This is a genomic window from Streptomyces sp. CNZ287 (assembly GCF_007827615.1).
This window is the reverse complement of the sequence record NZ_VISV01000002.1, coordinates 157,365-173,877: the sequence shown is the minus strand read 5'-3', so window position 1 is coordinate 173,877 and position 16,513 is coordinate 157,365. Positions and strand designations below refer to the sequence as shown.

16 protein-coding genes are annotated in these 16,513 nt (G+C 73.0%); 1 reads left to right on the top strand and 15 read right to left on the bottom strand.

What is annotated here, in order from left to right:
- Positions 1–25 precede the first annotated feature (25 nt).
- From aroQ to FB457_RS04925, 15 genes are all read right to left on the bottom strand, one after another.
- On the bottom strand, positions 26–466 hold the full coding sequence (gene aroQ / locus FB457_RS04995) for a type II 3-dehydroquinate dehydratase (RefSeq protein WP_047014705.1): 441 nt from the start codon (positions 464–466) through the stop codon (positions 26–28).
- Entirely contained in the window at positions 463–1,590 is a 1,128-nt protein-coding gene (gene aroB, locus FB457_RS04990) for a 3-dehydroquinate synthase (RefSeq protein ID WP_145780965.1), read from the bottom strand. The genes aroQ and aroB overlap by 4 nt, the downstream gene beginning before the upstream one ends.
- On the bottom strand, positions 1,587–2,168 hold the full coding sequence (locus FB457_RS04985) for a shikimate kinase (RefSeq protein ID WP_047014707.1): 582 nt from the start codon (positions 2,166–2,168) through the stop codon (positions 1,587–1,589). The genes aroB and FB457_RS04985 overlap by 4 nt, the downstream gene beginning before the upstream one ends.
- Positions 2,165–3,349: a chorismate synthase gene (aroC, locus tag FB457_RS04980; protein ID WP_047014708.1), complete on the bottom strand. Its 1,185-nt coding sequence runs from the start codon at positions 3,347–3,349 to the stop codon at positions 2,165–2,167. The genes FB457_RS04985 and aroC overlap by 4 nt, the downstream gene beginning before the upstream one ends.
- A gap of 141 nt (positions 3,350–3,490) precedes the next feature.
- On the bottom strand, positions 3,491–4,327 hold the full coding sequence (locus FB457_RS04975) for a shikimate dehydrogenase (protein WP_047019751.1): 837 nt from the start codon (positions 4,325–4,327) through the stop codon (positions 3,491–3,493).
- A complete protein-coding gene (gene mltG / locus FB457_RS04970; RefSeq protein ID WP_145780964.1) occupies positions 4,327–5,985 on the bottom strand; it encodes an endolytic transglycosylase MltG in 1,659 nt (552 codons plus the stop codon). Before mltG ends, FB457_RS04975 begins: the two co-directional genes overlap by 1 nt.
- Positions 5,986–6,063: 78 nt before the next feature.
- Positions 6,064–6,531: a Holliday junction resolvase RuvX gene (ruvX, locus tag FB457_RS04965; RefSeq protein WP_173534916.1), complete on the bottom strand. Its 468-nt coding sequence runs from the start codon at positions 6,529–6,531 to the stop codon at positions 6,064–6,066.
- 25 nt (positions 6,532–6,556) lie between these two features.
- The gene (gene alaS / locus FB457_RS04960; RefSeq protein ID WP_145780962.1) at positions 6,557–9,226 is read right to left on the bottom strand and encodes an alanine--tRNA ligase; all 2,670 of its coding nucleotides are present in this window, start codon (positions 9,224–9,226) and stop codon (positions 6,557–6,559) included.
- A complete protein-coding gene (locus tag FB457_RS04955) occupies positions 9,226–9,576 on the bottom strand; it encodes a DUF6167 family protein (protein ID WP_047014711.1) in 351 nt (116 codons plus the stop codon). The genes alaS and FB457_RS04955 overlap by 1 nt, the downstream gene beginning before the upstream one ends.
- A 5-nt stretch (positions 9,577–9,581) precedes the next feature.
- On the bottom strand, positions 9,582–10,037 hold the full coding sequence (locus FB457_RS04950) for a DUF948 domain-containing protein (protein WP_078898137.1): 456 nt from the start codon (positions 10,035–10,037) through the stop codon (positions 9,582–9,584).
- Between the two features lie 196 nt (positions 10,038–10,233).
- Positions 10,234–10,845 carry a 30S ribosomal protein S4 gene (gene rpsD / locus FB457_RS04945; protein WP_047014713.1) on the bottom strand — a complete coding sequence of 204 codons (612 nt, stop codon included), beginning with the start codon at positions 10,843–10,845 and terminating at the stop codon, positions 10,234–10,236.
- 161 nt (positions 10,846–11,006) lie between these two features.
- A complete protein-coding gene (locus FB457_RS04940; RefSeq protein ID WP_145780961.1) occupies positions 11,007–12,395 on the bottom strand; it encodes a replication-associated recombination protein A in 1,389 nt (462 codons plus the stop codon).
- 33 nt (positions 12,396–12,428) lie between these two features.
- Positions 12,429–13,070 (bottom strand): vitamin K epoxide reductase family protein, encoded by a 642-nt coding sequence (locus tag FB457_RS04935; RefSeq protein ID WP_047014715.1) that lies wholly within the window; start codon positions 13,068–13,070, stop codon positions 12,429–12,431.
- 181 nt (positions 13,071–13,251) lie between these two features.
- Positions 13,252–14,538 (bottom strand): histidine--tRNA ligase, encoded by a 1,287-nt coding sequence (gene hisS / locus FB457_RS04930; RefSeq protein WP_145780958.1) that lies wholly within the window; start codon positions 14,536–14,538, stop codon positions 13,252–13,254.
- Positions 14,535–15,254 carry an MBL fold metallo-hydrolase gene (locus tag FB457_RS04925; RefSeq protein WP_047014717.1) on the bottom strand — a complete coding sequence of 240 codons (720 nt, stop codon included), beginning with the start codon at positions 15,252–15,254 and terminating at the stop codon, positions 14,535–14,537. Before FB457_RS04925 ends, hisS begins: the two co-directional genes overlap by 4 nt.
- A 193-nt stretch (positions 15,255–15,447) precedes the next feature.
- Between FB457_RS04925 and FB457_RS04920 the strand changes: the two genes are divergently transcribed.
- On the top strand, positions 15,448–16,302 hold the full coding sequence (locus tag FB457_RS04920) for a peptidylprolyl isomerase (RefSeq protein WP_047014718.1): 855 nt from the start codon (positions 15,448–15,450) through the stop codon (positions 16,300–16,302).
- Positions 16,303–16,513: the final 211 nt, after the last annotated feature.

The following is a 16,513-nucleotide window of genomic DNA, read 5'->3' as shown; positions in this document are numbered from 1 at the left end:
CGGCCCGGAGTTCGAACCCGCGGCTTCAGGAGGAGGCCAGGTCCTCCGCGAGCGCGCGCAGCGCCAGCCGGTACGAGCCGATACCGAAGCCCGCGATCGTGCCGGAGGCGACGGCGGCGATCACCGAGGTGTGCCGGAACACCTCGCGGGCGTGCGGGTTGGAGATGTGCACCTCGATCAGCGGCGCCGTGCGCTGCGCCGCCGCGTCGCGCATCCCGTACGAATAGTGCGTGAAGGCGCCCGGGTTGATCACCACGGGCAGCCGGCCGTCCGCGGCCTCGTGCAGCCAGCGGATCATCTCGCCCTCGTCGTTGGTCTCCCGCACCTCGACCTCGAAGCCCAGCTCCTTGCCGAGCGCGGTGCACTGCTCGACGAGCCCGGCGTAGGACGTGGCGCCGTAGACGTCGGGCTCGCGGGAGCCGAGGCGGCCGAGGTTCGGCCCGTTGAGCACCAGCACGCGCGTCACCGGGCCGCCACCCCCGCGTCCGCCGCGATCTCTGCGTGCGCGGCGAGCAGCATCGCCGGGTCGGGGCCCTCCAGCACGGCGGGCTTCGCCAGCCCGTCGAGGACGATGAAACGCAGCAGGTCGCCGCGGGTCTTCTTGTCCACCTTCATCGTCTGCAGCAGCTTGGGCCACTGGTCGCCGCGGTACGTCACGGGCAGCCCGACGGCGCTCAGCACCGCGCGGTGCCGGTCGGCGGTGGCGTCGTCGAGGCGGCCGGCGATCCGGCCCAGCTCGGCGGCGAAGACCATGCCGACGGAGACGGCGGCGCCGTGCCGCCACTTGTAGCGCTCGTTCTTCTCGATGGCGTGGCCGAGGGTGTGCCCGTAGTTGAGGATCTCGCGCAGCCCCGACTCCTTCAGATCCGCCGAGACCACCTCGGCCTTGACCCGGATCGCGCGCTCGACGAGCTCGGCGGTGTGCGGACCCGCGGGGCTGCGGGCGCCCTCCGGGTCGGCCTCGACCAGCTCCAGGATCGCCGGGTCGGCGATGAAGCCGGCCTTGATGACCTCGGCGAGGCCGGAGACGTAGTCGTGGACGCCGAGGGAGTCCAGCGCGGCGAGGTCGCACAGCACCCCGGCCGGCGGGTGGAACGCGCCGACGAGGTTCTTGCCCTCCGCGGTGTTGATGCCGGTCTTGCCGCCGACCGCCGCGTCCACCATGCCCAGCACGGTCGTCGGCACCGCGACCCAGCGCACGCCGCGCAGCCAGGTCGCGGCCACGAACCCGGCGAGGTCCGTGGTGGCGCCGCCGCCGACGCCGACGACGGCGTCGCTGCGGGTGAAGCCGGACTGGCCCAGGGCCCGCCAGCAGTACGCGGCGACCTCGGCGGTCTTGGCCTCCTCCGCGTTCGGCACCTGGATGACGACGGCCTCGTATCCCTGCCCCGCCAGGTCTTCGCGCAGTGCCTCGCCGGTCTCGGCCAGCGCCTCCGGCACCAGGACGGCGACACGCCTGGCCCGCTCGCCGATCAGCCGCGGCAGCTCGCCGAGCAACTGCCTGCCGACGACGGCCTCGTACGGCTCCGTACCGGCGGTGCCGCCGATGTGGATGCGGGTGACCTCGGCCCCTTCGGCGCTCGGTGTCATGCGGGGTGGCTCTCCAATGCGGCGAGTACGAGCTCTGCGACCTCGTCCGGCGTGCGGCCGGCGGTGGTGACGGTCGCGCGGGCGACCTCGGTGTAGTGCGGGCGGCGCTCTTCCATCAGGGTGCGCCACTGCTGGCGCGGGTTGACGGCGAGCAGCGGGCGGGGGGCGTCGAGGCCGACGCGCTTGACGGCGTCGGCCATCTCGACGTCGAGGAAGACGACGCGGTGCGCGGCGAGCAGCTCGCGGGTGCCGGGGTCCATGACGGCGCCGCCGCCGAGGGCCAGCACGCCGGGGTGCTCGGCGAGCGCGGCGCGCACGGCGGCGCGCTCCAGTGCGCGGAAGGCGGGCTCGCCGTCGTCGTAGAAGATGTCGGGGATCGGCTTGCCCGCGGCCTTCTCGATGTCCTCGTCGGTGTCGCGGACGGTGGTGCCGAGGCGGGCGGCGATCACGGCGCCGACGGTGGACTTGCCGGCGCCGGGCGGGCCGACGAGCACGACGGCGGGGCCGTCCGTACCGCCCGCGGCGGCCGGCTCGGATGCGGTGTCGGGGCGCTCACGGCCCTCGGTGCTGCTGGTCATCGGATCGCCAGGTTCTCCAGGTAGCCGCGGACGTTGCGGGCGGTCTCCGTGACGCTGTCGCCGCCGAACTTCTCCGCCACCGCGTCGGCCAGCACCAGCGCCACCATCGCCTCCGCCACGATGCCCGCGGCGGGTACGGCGCAGACATCGGAGCGCTGGTGGTGCGCCTTGGTGGCCGCGCCGCTGGCGACGTCCACCGTCGCCAGCGCCCGCGGCACGGTCGCGATGGGCTTCATCGCGGCGCGCACCCGGAGCAGTTCGCCGGTGCTCAGCCCGCCCTCGGTGCCGCCGGAGCGGCCGGAGGAGCGGCGGATGCCGTCGTCGGTGCCGACGATCTCGTCGTGGGCCTGCGACCCCGGCACGCGGGCCAGCGCGAACCCGTCGCCCAGCTCGACGCCCTTGATGGCCTGGATGCCCATGAGCGCCCCGGCCAGCCGGGAGTCGAGACGGCGGTCCCAGTGCACGTGCGAGCCGAGGCCGACCGGCACGTCGTACGCGACGACCTCGACGACACCGCCCAGGGTGTCGCCGTCCTTGTGGGCCTGGTCGATGACCTCGACCATCGCCTTGCTCGCGTCGGCGTCCAGGCAGCGCACCGGGTCGGCGTCGAGCCGCGCCACGTCGGCCGGGGTGGGGACGCTGCCGTACGGGGCCCTGGCGCCGCCCAGCTCCACGACGTGCGAGACGACCTCGATGCCGGCGGTCTCCTTCAGGTACGAGCGGGCCACGGCCCCCAGCGCCACCCGGGCCGCGGTCTCGCGGGCGGAGGCGCGCTCCAGCACCGGCCGGGCCTCGTCGAAGCCGTACTTCTGCATGCCGGCCAGGTCGGCGTGGCCGGGCCGCGGGCGGGTCAGCGGGGCGTTGCGGGCGATGCCCGCCAGCTCGGCCGGGTCCACCGGGTCGGCGGCCATGACCTTCTCCCACTTGGGCCACTCGGTGTTCCCGATCATGACCGCGACCGGGGAGCCGAGGGTGAGCCCGTGGCGTACGCCGCCGATGAAGGTGACCTCGTCGCGCTCGAACTTCATCCGCGCCCCGCGGCCGTACCCCAGCCGGCGGCGGGCGAGGTGGTCGGCGACCAGGTCGGTGGTGACGGGCACCCCCGCGGGGAGGCCCTCCAGTGTCGCCACGAGTGCCGGGCCGTGCGATTCCCCTGCGGTGAGCCAGCGCAACCTGCTCAACGGTGCTCCCTTACGAGTGCGAAGTCCTCGCCCCGATCCTCGCACGCTCCGGGCCCCGCACTCGTCCAGGTCCACGGAATGGACGGCCGGACGGGCAAACACTTGCACCCCCGGCGGCCGGCTCGCCGGGGGTGCCGGGGCTCAGGGCGTACGGGCGCGCAGCGCGGCCTCGCCGGCCTCGCGCATGGCCGCCAGCGGGGCGCGCGCGACGCCCGTCATCTGCTCCACCTGCAGCACCGCCTGGTGCACCAGCAGGTCGAGACCTCCGACGACTGTCCCGCCGCGCGCGGCCCAGGCCCCGGCGAGCGGGGTGGGCCAGGGCTCGTACAGCACGTCGAAGAGCGCGCCCGGATGCTCCGGGACCGCGGCCGCAAGGGCGTCGGTGGCACCGGCCGGGGTGGTGGCGACGACCAGCGGGGCGTCGAAGGCGGCTGCGGCCTGGGACCAGTCCGTACAGCGCACCGAGACGCCGAGGCGCTCGCCCCACTGCTCCATCTCCGTCGCGCGGGCGGCGGAGCGCACGTACGCGGTGACCTCCCCGGTGCAGACGGAGGCGAGGGCGGCGAGCGCGGAGGAGGCGGTGGCGCCGGCGCCGAGGACGGCGGCGCGCTCGACCTTCTCGATGCCGCGCTCGCGCAGCGCCGCGGTGATGCCGGGGATGTCGGTGTTGTCGCCGAAGCGGCGGCCGTCGTCGTGCAGCACGACGGTGTTGACCGCCTCGACCGACCGGGCCGTGGCGCTCACCTCGTCGAGCAGCGGGATCGCCGCGCGCTTGAGCGGCATGGTGAGCGAGAGCCCGGCCCACTCCCCCGGCTCCAGGCTGTCGAGGAAGCCGGCGAGCCGCCGCTCGTCCACCTCGTAGCGGCCGTACGTCCAGCCGGTCAGGCCCAGTTCGCCGTAGGCGGCGCGGTGCAGCACCGGCGAGAGGGAGTGGGTGATGGGCGAGCCGAGGACGGCCGCTCGCCGGGTCTGCGCGATCACTCGTCCTCCTTCTTGCGCTGGTTCTCGTTGAACTCCTCGACGTTGCGGTCGTGCTTCTCCTTGCTGGCGGTGAAGCGCGTGTCGCCCGGCTTGACGGTGACGAAGTACAGCCAGTCGCCGGGGGTCGGCTCGAGGGCCGCCGCGATGGCCCGCTCGCTGGGGTTGTCGATGGGGCCGGGCGGCAGTCCGGCGTGGAGGTAAGTGTTGTACGGGGAGTCGAACTGCGTGTCCTGGTTGGAGATGTCGAGGTTCGACTCGCCCTTGGCGTAGTTGATGGTGGAGTCGAACTGGAGCATGCCGTTGGTGGCGGTGTTGTCCGGCTTCATGCGGTTGTAGATGACCCGCGAGACCTTGCCGAACTCCTCCTTCGACTGCCCCTCCGCCTCGATGAGGCTGGCGATGGTGACGATCTCGTACGGGGTCTGCCCGACCTTCTCCGCCTTCTCCTCCAGGCCCAGTTCGGTGTACTTGGCGTTGGCCCGCTTGACCATCTCGCGCAGCAGCTTCTCGGGGTCCGTGCCCTCGGCGGCGGAGTAGCTCGACGGCCACAGGAAGCCCTCGGGGTTGCCGTCCGCCCAGTCGGGCAGGCCGAGGTCGCCCTTCTCGGCGATCTTGGCGGTGGTGTCCTCCTTGAGCCCGAGGTGCTCGTCGATCATCGCGTACACGGCGGTGGCGCGCCGGCCCTCGGGGATGACGAGCTGGTTGGCGGCCTCCGGGCTCAGCATCATCTTCACCGCGGCCTCGCCCGACATCCCCTTGTGCAGCGTGTACGAGCCGGGGTGGAGCATCTCGTCGCCGGCGGCGTCGACGAACGCCTGGACGCTCTTGACCACGCCCTTGTCCTTGAGGATGTTCCCCATCTGCGTGATGCTCGCGCCCTCGGGGATCTCGACGTTCACGCTGCCCTCGCCCTCGCCCGAGTAGTCGGGGGCGGCGCCGAAGCGGTCGTTCCAGAAGTTGTAGCCGAGGTAGCCGAGGCCACCGAGGCCCGCGGCCAGCACGAGGGCGATGACGAGGCACGCGCAGCCGTTGCGGCGCTTGGCGCCGCGGCGGTCGCGGCCCGTACCGCGGCCGACGCTCCGGCCGCCGCCGCGGCCCTCGCGGGGGCCGTCGTCGAAGTCGTCGTCTCCGTCGCCGTCGCCGTCGCCGTCGAAGAAGGGGTGGCCGTCGCGCTCGGGCGGGCGGGAGGCGGGGTCCCAGTCCTCGCGGCCGCGGTTGCGGCGGGCGCCCTGGCCCGGGTGCGGGGGTTGCTGCTGGTGCGGCGGGGGCTGGTGGTGCCCGTGCTGCGGGGGGCCCTGCTGCTGGTGCGGGGGGCCCGGTTGCTGCTGCGGGTGCGGGCGGCCCGGGTGCGGGTTCGGCGGCGGGTAGGCGTCCGGCGTGCCGTAGTAGTCGGGTTGCGGCTCGGGGGCGGCGTAGGGGTCGGCCAGCGGCATCCCGGCGCCGCCGGTGGTGTCCCAGCCGCCGGGGTACTGCTGGTGCTGGCCCGGGTCCCAGGAGGACTGCTGCTGATGCGGGTGGTGCTGCTGCGGCTGCTGTCCCCCGTAGTGGTGGTGCCCGGCGCCGGGCTGCCCGCCCGGCCACTCCTGCTGCCCGCCGTAAAGGCCGTCGTCGGGCTGCCAGGGTTGGGAGCCGGGGTTTTGGCCGTAGTCAGTCATCAGTCCCCTATGCCGCGTGGCCGCCGGTGCTTTTATACGACGGGTGCCGTGTCCGCGCGGAACGTTACCGTATCGCGATCACAGGGCCGCCTCGACGCTCTCACCCGGCGCCACCCCCGACGCCCGTTCGGCTTCCAGCGCACTCTGGAGGATGACGACGGCCGCCACCTGGTCGACCACCGATCGGCCCTTGCGGCTCGACCTCCCGGCCGCACGCAGGTTCTGCGCGGCCGTCACCGTGGACATGCGTTCGTCGACGAGCCGCACGGGCACGGGGTGGACGCGGCGCGCCAGCTTCTCCGCGAAGCCGCGGACCTTGGCGGCCGCCGGGCCCTCGCCGCCGTGCAGCGAGCGCGGCAGCCCGACGAGCACCTCCAGCGGCTCATACTCCTCGGTGAGCGCGGCCAGCCTGCGGAACGCCGCGGGCAGGTCGCGGCCCGGCACGGTCTCCACGGGCGTGGCGAGGATCCCGTCGGGGTCACAGGACGCGACCCCGATGCGGGCGTCGCCGACGTCCACCGCGAGCCTGCGCCCGCGGCGGATCATCCGGCCCTCCGGCGGCGGTTCCATATCAGGCGGCTGCCTCCGCGACGCCCCGCTCCACCGCGGCCACGGCTTCCCCGACGGCCTGCGGGTCCTGCCCGCCGCCCTGGGCGATGTCGGGCTTGCCACCGCCGCCGCCGCCGAGCGTCTTGGCGGCCGTACGCACCAGGTCGCCGGCCTTCAGACCGCGCTCGCGGGCGGCCTCGTTGGTGGCGATCACGGTGACCGGACGGCCGCCCGCGACGGAGAAGAGCGCCACGACGGCCGGCCGGTCGCCGGGGATCCGGCCGCGTACGTCCAGGACGAGCTTGCGCAGGTCCTCGGCGGCCGTGCCGTCGGGCACCCGGGCGGCGACGAGCGCGACGCCGCCGACGTCCCTCGCGCCCTCGGCGAGCCCGGCGGCGGCCTGCAGCACCTTCTCGGCGCGGAACTTCTCGATCTCCTTCTCCGCGTCCTTCAGCCGGGCCAGCATGCCGGAGATCCGCTCGGGCAGCTCCTCCGGGCGGCCCTTCAGCAGCTCGGTGAGCTGGTGGACCACGGTGTGCTCGCGGGCCAGGAAGTTGTACGCGTCCACGCCGACCAGAGCCTCCACCCGGCGCACGCCGGCGCCGATGGAGGACTCGCCGAGCAGTTTGACCAGGCCGAGCTGGGCGGTGTTGTGCACGTGGGTGCCGCCGCACAGCTCCTTGGAGAAGTCGCCGATGGTGACGACGCGCACCCGGTCGCCGTACTTCTCGCCGAACTCGGCCAGCGCGCCCTGCTTCTTGGCGTCCTCCATCGACATGACCTCGGCGTGCACGTCGAGTTCGCGGGCGAGCACCTCGTTGATCTTCTGCTCGACGTCGCCGAGGACACCGCCCGGTACGGCCGCGGGCGCGCCGAAGTCGAAGCGGAAGCGGCCCGGGGCGTTCTCGGAGCCCGCCTGAGCGGCGGTCGGGCCGAGGGCGTCGCGCAGCGCCTGGTGGGTCAGGTGGGTGGCGCTGTGGGCACGGGCGATGGCACGGCGGCGGCTCACGTCGATGGCGGCCTGGGCGGGCTCGCCGACGGTGACCTCGCCGACCTGGACGACGCCCTTGTGGACGCTGACGCCGGGCACCGGCTGCTGCACGTCGCGCACCTCGACCACGGCGCCGGAGCCGAGCCGGATCCGGCCGGTGTCGGCGAGCTGGCCGCCGCCCTCCGCGTAGAAGGGGGTGCGGTCGAGGATGACCTCGACCTCGTCGCCCTCGGTGGCGGCGGGCGAGGCCGCGCCGCCGACCAGCAGGCCGACGACGGTGGACTCGGCGGCGGTGTGCGTGTAGCCCGTGAACTCGGTGGCGCCGGCGGAGTCGGCGACCTCGCGGTACGCGGAGAGGTCGGCGTGGCCCGTCTTCTTGGCGGCGGCGTCGGCCTTGGCCCGGTCCCGCTGCTCCTTCATCAGCCGGCGGAAGCCGTCCTCGTCGACCGTCAGGCCCTGCTCGCCGGCCATCTCCAGCGTGAGGTCGATCGGGAAGCCCCAGGTATCGTGGAGCAGGAACGCCTTGTCGCCGGGGAGCACGCCGGAGCCGGCGGACCTGGCCTCGGTGACGGCGGCGTCCAGCACGTTGGTGCCGGCCTTGAGGGTCTTGAGGAAGCGGGCCTCCTCGGCGAGCGCGACGGACTCGATGCGCTTGCGGTCGGCGACCAGCTCCGGGTACTGCTCGCCCATGGTGCTGATGACGACGTCGACCAGCTCGCCGACGACGGGGCGGTCGGCGCCGAGGAGCTTCATGTTGCGCACGGCGCGGCGCATGATGCGGCGCAGCACGTAGCCCCGGCCCTCGTTGCCGGGGGTGACGCCGTCGCCGATGAGCATGACGGAGGCGCGCATGTGGTCGGAGACGACGCGCAGCGAGACGTCCGAATGGTCGGCGGCGCCGTAGCGCACGCCGGTCAGCTCCTCGGCCTTGTCGATGACGGCGCGCGAGGTGTCGATCTCGTACATGTTGTGCACGTCCTGCAGGATCATCGCCAGTCGCTCGAGGCCGAGGCCGGTGTCGATGTTCTGCTGGGGCAGGTCGCCGAGGATCGGGTAGTCCTTGCCCTTGCCGGGGCCGCGCACGTACTGCATGAAGACCAGGTTCCAGATCTCCACGTACCGCTCGCCGTTGACGGCGGGGCCGCCGGCCTCGCCGAACTCGGGGCCGCGGTCGTAGTTGACCTCGGAGCACGGGCCGCAGGGACCGGGCACGCCCATGTCCCAGTAGTTCTCCTCCTTGCCCAGGCGCTGGATGCGCTCCGGGGGCACGCCGACGACGTCGCGCCAGATGCGCTCGGCCTCGTCGTCGTCCTCGTAGACCGTGATCCACAGGCGCTCGGGGTCGAGACCGTACCCCCCCGCGTCCTGCGAGCTGGTGAGCAGCTCCCAGGCGAGGGTGGCGGCGCCTTCCTTGAAGTAGTCGCCGAAGGAGAAGTTGCCGCACATCTGGAAGAACGTGCCGTGCCGGGTGGTCTTGCCGACCTCGTCGATGTCCGGGGTGCGGATGCACTTCTGCACGCTCGTGGCGCGCTTGTACGGCGGGGTGGCCTCACCGAGGAAGTACGGCTTGAAGGGGACCATGCCCGCGTTGATGAGGAGCAGCGTGGGGTCGTCGGCGATCAGCGACGCCGACGGCACGACGGTGTGCCCACGCTCTTCGAAGAAGCGCAGCCAGCGGCGGCGGATTTCGGCCGACTCCATCAGTGGTCCTCTTTCAGGTTGCGATTGCGGTGGTACGGGCCGCGGTCGCCGGGGCGGCGCCGCGCGGCCTTCCGTTCGAGCTGTGCCTTGGCGCGCTGTCCCGGCAGCTCCGCGGGGCGGCTGCGGCGGCTGAGCCCGAGGGCGTCGTTGAGCTGGTCCTCGCGCTCCGCCATCGCGGCGCGCACGTCCTGGGCGAAGAGCAGGGCGCGGCGGCCGGTGTCGACGGCGCGGTTGGCCGCCGTGGCGGCGATGCCCTCCGGCGAGACGCGGCGCATCGCGCGCTGCGCCCTGACGGTGGCCCAGACCCCGGTGGCCGCACCGGTCGTGAACCAGAAGGTCCGACGGAACATGCTGCTCAGCCCTTTCTGCGCCTGGCGGAAAAGCCCCGGGCGGCGGGCACCCGGGCGCCCGCGGGCCCGCCGACCGGGCGGCCGACGATCACGTCGCCGTCGTCCCCGGCCGGACCGCGGTTCCGGCCGAGCGCGCGGCGCACGCCGTACCCGAACGCGGCCACCTTCACCAGGGGGCCGCCGAAGGCGGTGGAGACGGTGGAGGAGAGTGCCGAGGCGTTGGCCGTGACCTCCTGCACGTCGGAGGCGATGGCGTCGACCCGGGCGAGCTGCGTGTTGGCCGAGCGGACCGTGGCGCCTGCCTCCGTGAGCAGCGGGACGGCCTCCTCGGTCACGCGCGTGACCAACTCGCCCGCCGCGCGCAGCGTGCGGGCGAGCCGGAAGAGGGCCACGGCCAGGAACGAGACCAGGATGGCCCAGAAGACGGCCACGAGGATGCCGGCCACCTCTCCACCGGACACGATGCACCGCTCCTTCAGGGCTGCTCGCCGGGCGAGTCGACGGGGTGTTGCGCTGCCAGGGCAGGCTCCGACCCTATCGCGCCGGACCGACAGGCCCGTACCGGATTAGCCCCCGTGCACTGGGGAGTTGCGCGAGCGGATTGTACGTTGCGCATACTTCCGCGTACGTTCCGTGCGCCCCGCGGCGGGCGGGGCGTCAGCGGGCGTAGTACTCGACGACGAGCTGCTCGTCGCAGATGACCGGGATCTCGCGGCGGTTGGGCTCCCGGTCGAGCCGGAAGGCGAGCGCCGGCAGGTTGACCTCCAGGTAGCGGGGGGTCTCGCCGTCCGTCGCGTAACCGCCTTCGCGCGCGACCTGGAACGGGTACTTCTCGCGGCTGCGCTCGCGGACCTTCACCACGTCGTCGGGGCGGACGCGGAAGGACGGCTTGTCGACCTTGCGGCCGTTGACCTCGATGTGGCCGTGGACGACCATCTGCCGGGACTGGTAGACGGTCCTGGCCAGGCCCGCGCGGAGGACCAGCGCGTCGAGCCGGCGCTCCAGCTCGACGATCAGCGCCTCCCCGGTCTTGGCCTGCACCTTGCTGGCGCGCTCGTACGCCCGGACGAGCTGGCGCTCGCTGATGTCGTACTGCGCGCGCAGGCGCTGCTTTTCGAGCAGCCGTACCTTGTAGTCGCTGGTCTGCTTCCGGCCGCGGCCGTGCATGCCGGGCGGGTACGGGCGGCTCTCGAAGTACTTGGCGGCCTTCGGGGTGAGCGGGATGCCGAGGGCCCGCGACTTGCGGACCTTGGGGCGCGGCTGGTTCACGTGGTTCCGTCCTCCTTGGGGAAGTTAGGCAAGGCTTACCTTAAGCGATGTCGGCGCTCTCGCACTCTCACATTGGAAAACGCGCCCGCGATTTCGGGCATTCCCGGCGACCGGGCGCCGTGATCCGCGTCACCGGGCGGCCGGGCGGCCGTGCGCCACTGTCAGTCGCGTCCGTCGCCGCCCCGGCCGGGGGCGTCCTGGCCCCCGCCCGCCAGCCGCTCCCGCACCCGCTCGACCACCTCGGCGTACCGGGCCTCGGCGCCGTACCGCGTCGGCTCGTAGTACCTGCGGCCGGCGAGGGCGTCGGGGGCGTACTGCTGGGCGGCGATGGCGCCCGGTATGTCGTGCGGATACACGTACCCCTGCGCGTGCCCCAGCTTCTCCGCGCCCTTGTAGTGCCCGTCCCGCAGATGCGCCGGCACGGGGCCCGCCTTCCCAGCCCGTACGTCGTCCATGGCGGCGCCGATGGCCATCGTCACCGCGTTGGACTTCGGGGCCAGCGCGAGCGCCACCGTGGCGTGCGCCAGCGTCAGCGCCGCCTCCGGGAAGCCGATCATCGCCACCGCCTGGGCCGCCGCGACCGCCGTCTGCAGCGCCGAGGAGTCGGCGAGGCCGATGTCCTCGCTGGCGGAGATCATCAGCCGGCGGGCGATGAACCGCGGGTCCTCGCCCGCCTCGATCATGCGCGCCAGATAGTGCAGCGCCGCGTCCACGTCCGAGCCGCGCACGGACTTGATCAGGGCGCTCGCCACGTCGTAGTGCTGGTCGCCGTCCCGGTCGTACGCCACGGCGGCGCGGTCCACCGCCGCCTCCAGCGTCGGCAGCGACACCTCCGCCTCGCCCTGCGCCAGCGCCGCGCCGGCCGCCGCCTCCAGCGCCGTGAGCGCCCGGCGCGCGTCGCCGCCGGCGATGCGCAGCAGGTGCTCCTCGGACTCCTCGGGCAGCGTCACCGCGCCGCCCAGCCCGCGCTCGGCGGCGACCGCCCGGCGCAGCAGCCCGCGCACGTCGTCGTCGGTGAGGGGCTCCAGCGTGAGCAGCAGCGAGCGGGAGAGGAGCGGGGAGATCACCGAGAAGTACGGATTCTCCGTGGTGGCCGCGATCAGCGTCACCCAGCGGTTCTCCACCGCGGGCAGCAGCGAGTCCTGCTGGGCCTTGCTGAAGCGGTGGATCTCGTCGAGGAAGAGGACGGTCTCCTTGCCGTACCCCCCGGCGGCGCGGCGGGCGCCCTCGATGACCGCGCGGACCTCCTTGACCCCCGCGGTGATCGCGGACAGCTCCACGAAGCGCTTCTGGGTGGCCTGGCTGACCACGTAGGCCAGGGTCGTCTTGCCGGTGCCCGGCGGACCCCACAGCAGCACGGACGCCGGGCCCGCCGGGCCCCCGGCGCCCTCGCCGACGAGCCGGCGCAGCGGCGCGCCGGGCTTGAGCAGATGCTGCTGGCCCACCACCTCGTCGAGGCTGCGCGGGCGCATCCGGACAGCCAGCGGGGAGCTGCCGGGATCCTTCTCCTGGCGCTCCTCGGCCGCTGCGGTGAACAGGTCGGGCTCCACGCTTCCGACCCTATGCCACGGGACTGACAGCGCTCAGAGGAGCGTCTTCCAGTACGACCACCAGCGGATGCCGATCAGGATGAGCAGGATCCCGTACCACAGGACGGGCACCACCCAGTTGAACTCCAGCACCGTCTCGCGCACCCGCGCCGAGACCGGGAAGACGCCGGTCTTGACGTTGTGCACGGTGGTGTACCAGAAGATCAGGATCGTCACGGCCCAGACCAGCGAGCACCAGAGGCAGAGCGAGCCGATCTTGTAGAGCGACGAGTACTGGAGGAAGGTGACGAAGCCGACCCCGAAGAGGGAGCCCGCCCACAGCCCGGTCCACCACCAGCGGCGGTGCGTGGCGCCGGACAGCAGGCCGACGCCGATCACGACGAGCATCGGGAAGGCGATCCAGCCGACGAACGGGTTCGGGAACCCGAACACCGACGCCTGCCAGCTCTTCATGATGTTGTTGCACGACAGGACGGGGTTCAGGCTGCAGGCCGAGACGTAGTCCGGGTCCTCCAGCAGCTTCATCTTGTCGTGCGTGATCACCGCGGACGCGACCAGACCCAGCACACCGCCGATCACCAGCAGCCAGGCGAACGGTCGGCCCGATCCGATCAGTCCGGAATCGGGCGGATCCTCGTGCTGGGACGGGGCCGTTCTCGTTGCGGTCGTGGTCATCTCTGCTTCCGTGGGCTCGGCTCGGTGGCGGCACCTCATTGTGCCGCAACGCAGGGCGATCAGGCACCGGTGCACCGGTGCCCTGCCGGTGACCCCCGGCCATCCACCGGCAGGGGTCAACGATGCCCGACCGCGCATTCGACCGGCGTAAATCCACCCGTCACCGCGCCACCCGCAGGGGTCAGGCCAGCAGCTTCCGCAGCTCGCCGACGACCTCGGCCAGCCCGACCGCCCGCTGCTCGCCGCTGCCGAGGTCCTTGAGCTGCACCACGCCCTCGCCGAGGTCCCGCTCCCCCGCCACCAGCGCGAAGCGCGCGCCGGAGCGGTCGGCGGACTTCATCGCGTTCTTCAGCCCTTTGCCGCCGAACGCGAAGTCCGCCGCGATCCCGGCCCTGCGCAGCTCGGTGACCACCCCGAAGAGCGTCCTGCGGGCCTGCTCGCCGAGCGCCGCCGCGTACACGTCGGTCGTCGCGGGCAGGTCCAGCGCCACGCCCTCGGCCTCCAGCGCCAGCACCGTGCGGTCCACACCCAGCGCCCAGCCCACCGAGGGCAGCGCGGGGCCGCCGATCATCTCCGACAGCCCGTCGTACCGGCCGCCGCCGCCGATGGCGGACTGCGCGCCGAGGCCGTCGTGGACGAACTCGAAGGTGGTGCGGGTGTAGTAGTCGAGGCCGCGGACCAGCCGGGGGTCGTCCTCGTACGCGACGCCCGCGGCGGTCAGCAGCTCGCGGACCTGCTCGTGGTACGCCTTGCACGCCTCGCAGAGGTGGTCCCGCATCAGCGGCGCGGCGTCGAGCTGGGTCCTGACCTCCGGGCGCTTGTCGTCGAGCACCCGCAGCGGGTTGATCTCGATCCGCTCGCGGGTGGGCTCGTCGAGGTCGAGACCGCGGAGGAAGTCCTGGAGCGCGGTGCGGTACGCGGGCCGGCACTCCTGGTCGCCGAGCGAGTTGAGCAGCAGCCGGAAGCCGGTCAGCCCCAGCGCGCGGTAGCCGTCGACGGCCAGGACGATCAACTCGGCGTCGAGCGCCGGGTCCTCGGCGCCGATGGCCTCGGCGCCGACCTGGGAGAAGTGCCGGTAGCGGCCCTTCTGCGGGCGCTCGTAGCGGTAGTAGGAGCCGGAGTACCAGAGCTTGACCGGCAGGTTGCCCTGCTTGTGCAGGTTGCTCTCCAGCGCCGCGCGCAGCACGGAGGCGGTGCCCTCGGGGCGCAGCGCCAGCTCGTCGCCGCCCTTGGTGGTGAGGGTGTACATCTCCTTGGTCACGATGTCGGTGGACTCGCCGACGCCGCGGGCGAAGAGCCGCACGTCCTCGAAGCCGGGGGTCTCGACGTAGCCGTAGCCGGCGCGGCGTACGGGCGCGGCGAACGCCTCGCGGACGGCCAGGTAGGCCGCGGAGCGCGGTGGGATGAGGTCGTAGGTGCCCTTGGGGGCCTTGAAGGCCGGTGAAGTGCTCACGGAGGGTGTCGTCACATTCCTCGTCGGTGGCGGAGCGGGGCGGCAGGGCCGCCCGCCCGGCCGGCGGCCAGCTCCCGCAGGAAGGGGTTGCCGGCGCGCTCGCGGCCGATGGTCGTCTGGGGGCCGTGCCCGGGGAGCACCACGGTCGAGTCGTCGAGCGGCAGGCACACGCGGGCCAGCGACTCCAGGATCTCGGCGCCGTCGCCGCCGGGCAGGTCGGTGCGTCCGATGGAGCCGGCGAAGAGCAGGTCACCCGAGAAGAGGACCTGCGGCACATCCCGCTGCTCGGGCAGCCGGAAGGTCACCGACCCCTTGGTATGGCCCGGCGCGTGCGCGACGGTGAGGCTCAGCCCGGCCAGCTCCAGCTCGGCGCCGTCGGCGAGCTCGGCCACGTCGTCCGGCTCCCCCACGGTCAGGTCGCCGAGCAGCGGCGCCCCGACGGCCATGCCGAGCGCCTTCTCCGGGTCGGCGAGCATGTACCGGTCGGCGGGGTGGATCCAGGCGGGCACGTCGTGGGCGCCGCAGACGGGGATCACCGAAGCGACATGGTCGAGGTGTCCGTGGGTGAGCACCACCGCGACCGGCTTCAGCCGGTGCTTGGCGACGGTCTCCGCGACGCCGTCCGCCGCCCGGTGCCCGGGGTCGACGATCACGCACTCCTCCCCGGCGGCCGGGGCGAGGAGATAACAGTTGGTGCCCCATGCGCCCGCGGGGAACCCGGCAATGAGCACGATCGTCCTTCACCTGTCGGATCTCGTCGGATGTGTGCCGCCGCCGGGATCCGCGCGGCCGGCGGGGGCCCCGGAATTGCGGCCGTACCGAGACTACCGGCGCTCCTCATCCGGCAGCGAATCGATATACGGTACGGCACACGGAATTCCGGTCCACGAACGCGTGTGGCAGCGACTCGAGGGAGAAGACGCGGTGGTCAGCAGGGACCAGCGGAGGCGGCAGCTCGCCCGGGACAAGTACGAGCGGCAGCAGCGCAGGCGCGCCGACCGCAGAAAGCACAGGCGGAAGATCGCGGCGATCATCGCCGCCCCGCTCGTGGTGGTGATCACCGCCGTCACGGTCGCGGCGGCCACGGGCTTCGGGTCGGACGACGACGACAAGAAGAAGGACGACGCCGCGGCGCCCAGCGCGAGCCCGGAGAAGGCGCACGACCCCTGCGGCAAGCCGGAGAAGGGCAAGCCGTCGGAGAAGACGTGGAAGAAGGAGCCGAAGCTCGACATCGACGACTCGGCGACGTACACGATGACGCTGTCGACCACCTGTGGCGACATCGGCATCGAGATGGACGCGGGCAAGGCGCCGCACACCGTGAACAACATGCGCTTCCTCGCCGACGAGGGCTACTTCGACCACAGCCCGTGCCACCGGCTGACCGGTCAGGAGTCCGGCATCTTCGTGCTGCAGTGCGGCGACCCGGCCGGCACCGGCCAGGGCGGCCCCGGCTACACGATCCCGGACGAGAACCTCAAGGACAAGGCGGTGAAGGGCGGGACGTACCCCGCGGGCACCGTGGCGATGGCCAACACCGGTCAGAAGGACTCCGGCGGCAGCCAGTTCTTCCTCGTCTACCAGGACAGCCCGCTGCCCCCGAACTACACGCCGTTCGGTCAGCTCACCGACGAGGGCACGGCCACGGTCAAGACCATCGCCGAGGCCGGCGCGCAGCCGCAGGACCCGCAGACGGGCAACACCGCCCCGAACGCGACGGTGGTCATCGACAAGGCGACCGTCACCAAGGGCACCAAGGAGCAGGAGACCGACCACTGAGCCACGGCCGGCCCTGCGTCGTTACGTGATTGGTCTCGCGCGGGATGCGGACAGCCGGCCCGCCGTTCGCCTATGTTGGCGTTGTGCAGGTGCGGGGGTGCCGGCGGCAGTCGCTTTCGCCCGCCGCCGGATCGGCCGGATCCGGTACCCCATCCCCTTTCCGGCCGCAGACAACTGTGGAAGACGCCGCCGGGCTGCCGGGCCCGCGGGG

Coding starts and splice junctions, on each gene's coding strand:
- FB457_RS04985 (WP_047014707.1), bottom strand. CDS start 2,168: ATGACCAGCAGCACCGAGGGCCGTGAGCGCCCCGACACCGCATCCGAG.
- mltG (WP_145780964.1), bottom strand. CDS start 5,985: ATGACTGACTACGGCCAAAACCCCGGCTCCCAACCCTGGCAGCCCGAC.
- ruvX (WP_173534916.1), bottom strand. CDS start 6,531: ATGATCCGCCGCGGGCGCAGGCTCGCGGTGGACGTCGGCGACGCCCGC.
- aroB (WP_145780965.1), bottom strand. CDS start 1,590: ATGACACCGAGCGCCGAAGGGGCCGAGGTCACCCGCATCCACATCGGC.
- alaS (WP_145780962.1), bottom strand. CDS start 9,226: ATGGAGTCGGCCGAAATCCGCCGCCGCTGGCTGCGCTTCTTCGAAGAG.
- FB457_RS04955 (WP_047014711.1), bottom strand. CDS start 9,576: ATGTTCCGTCGGACCTTCTGGTTCACGACCGGTGCGGCCACCGGGGTC.
- FB457_RS04935 (WP_047014715.1), bottom strand. CDS start 13,070: ATGACCACGACCGCAACGAGAACGGCCCCGTCCCAGCACGAGGATCCG.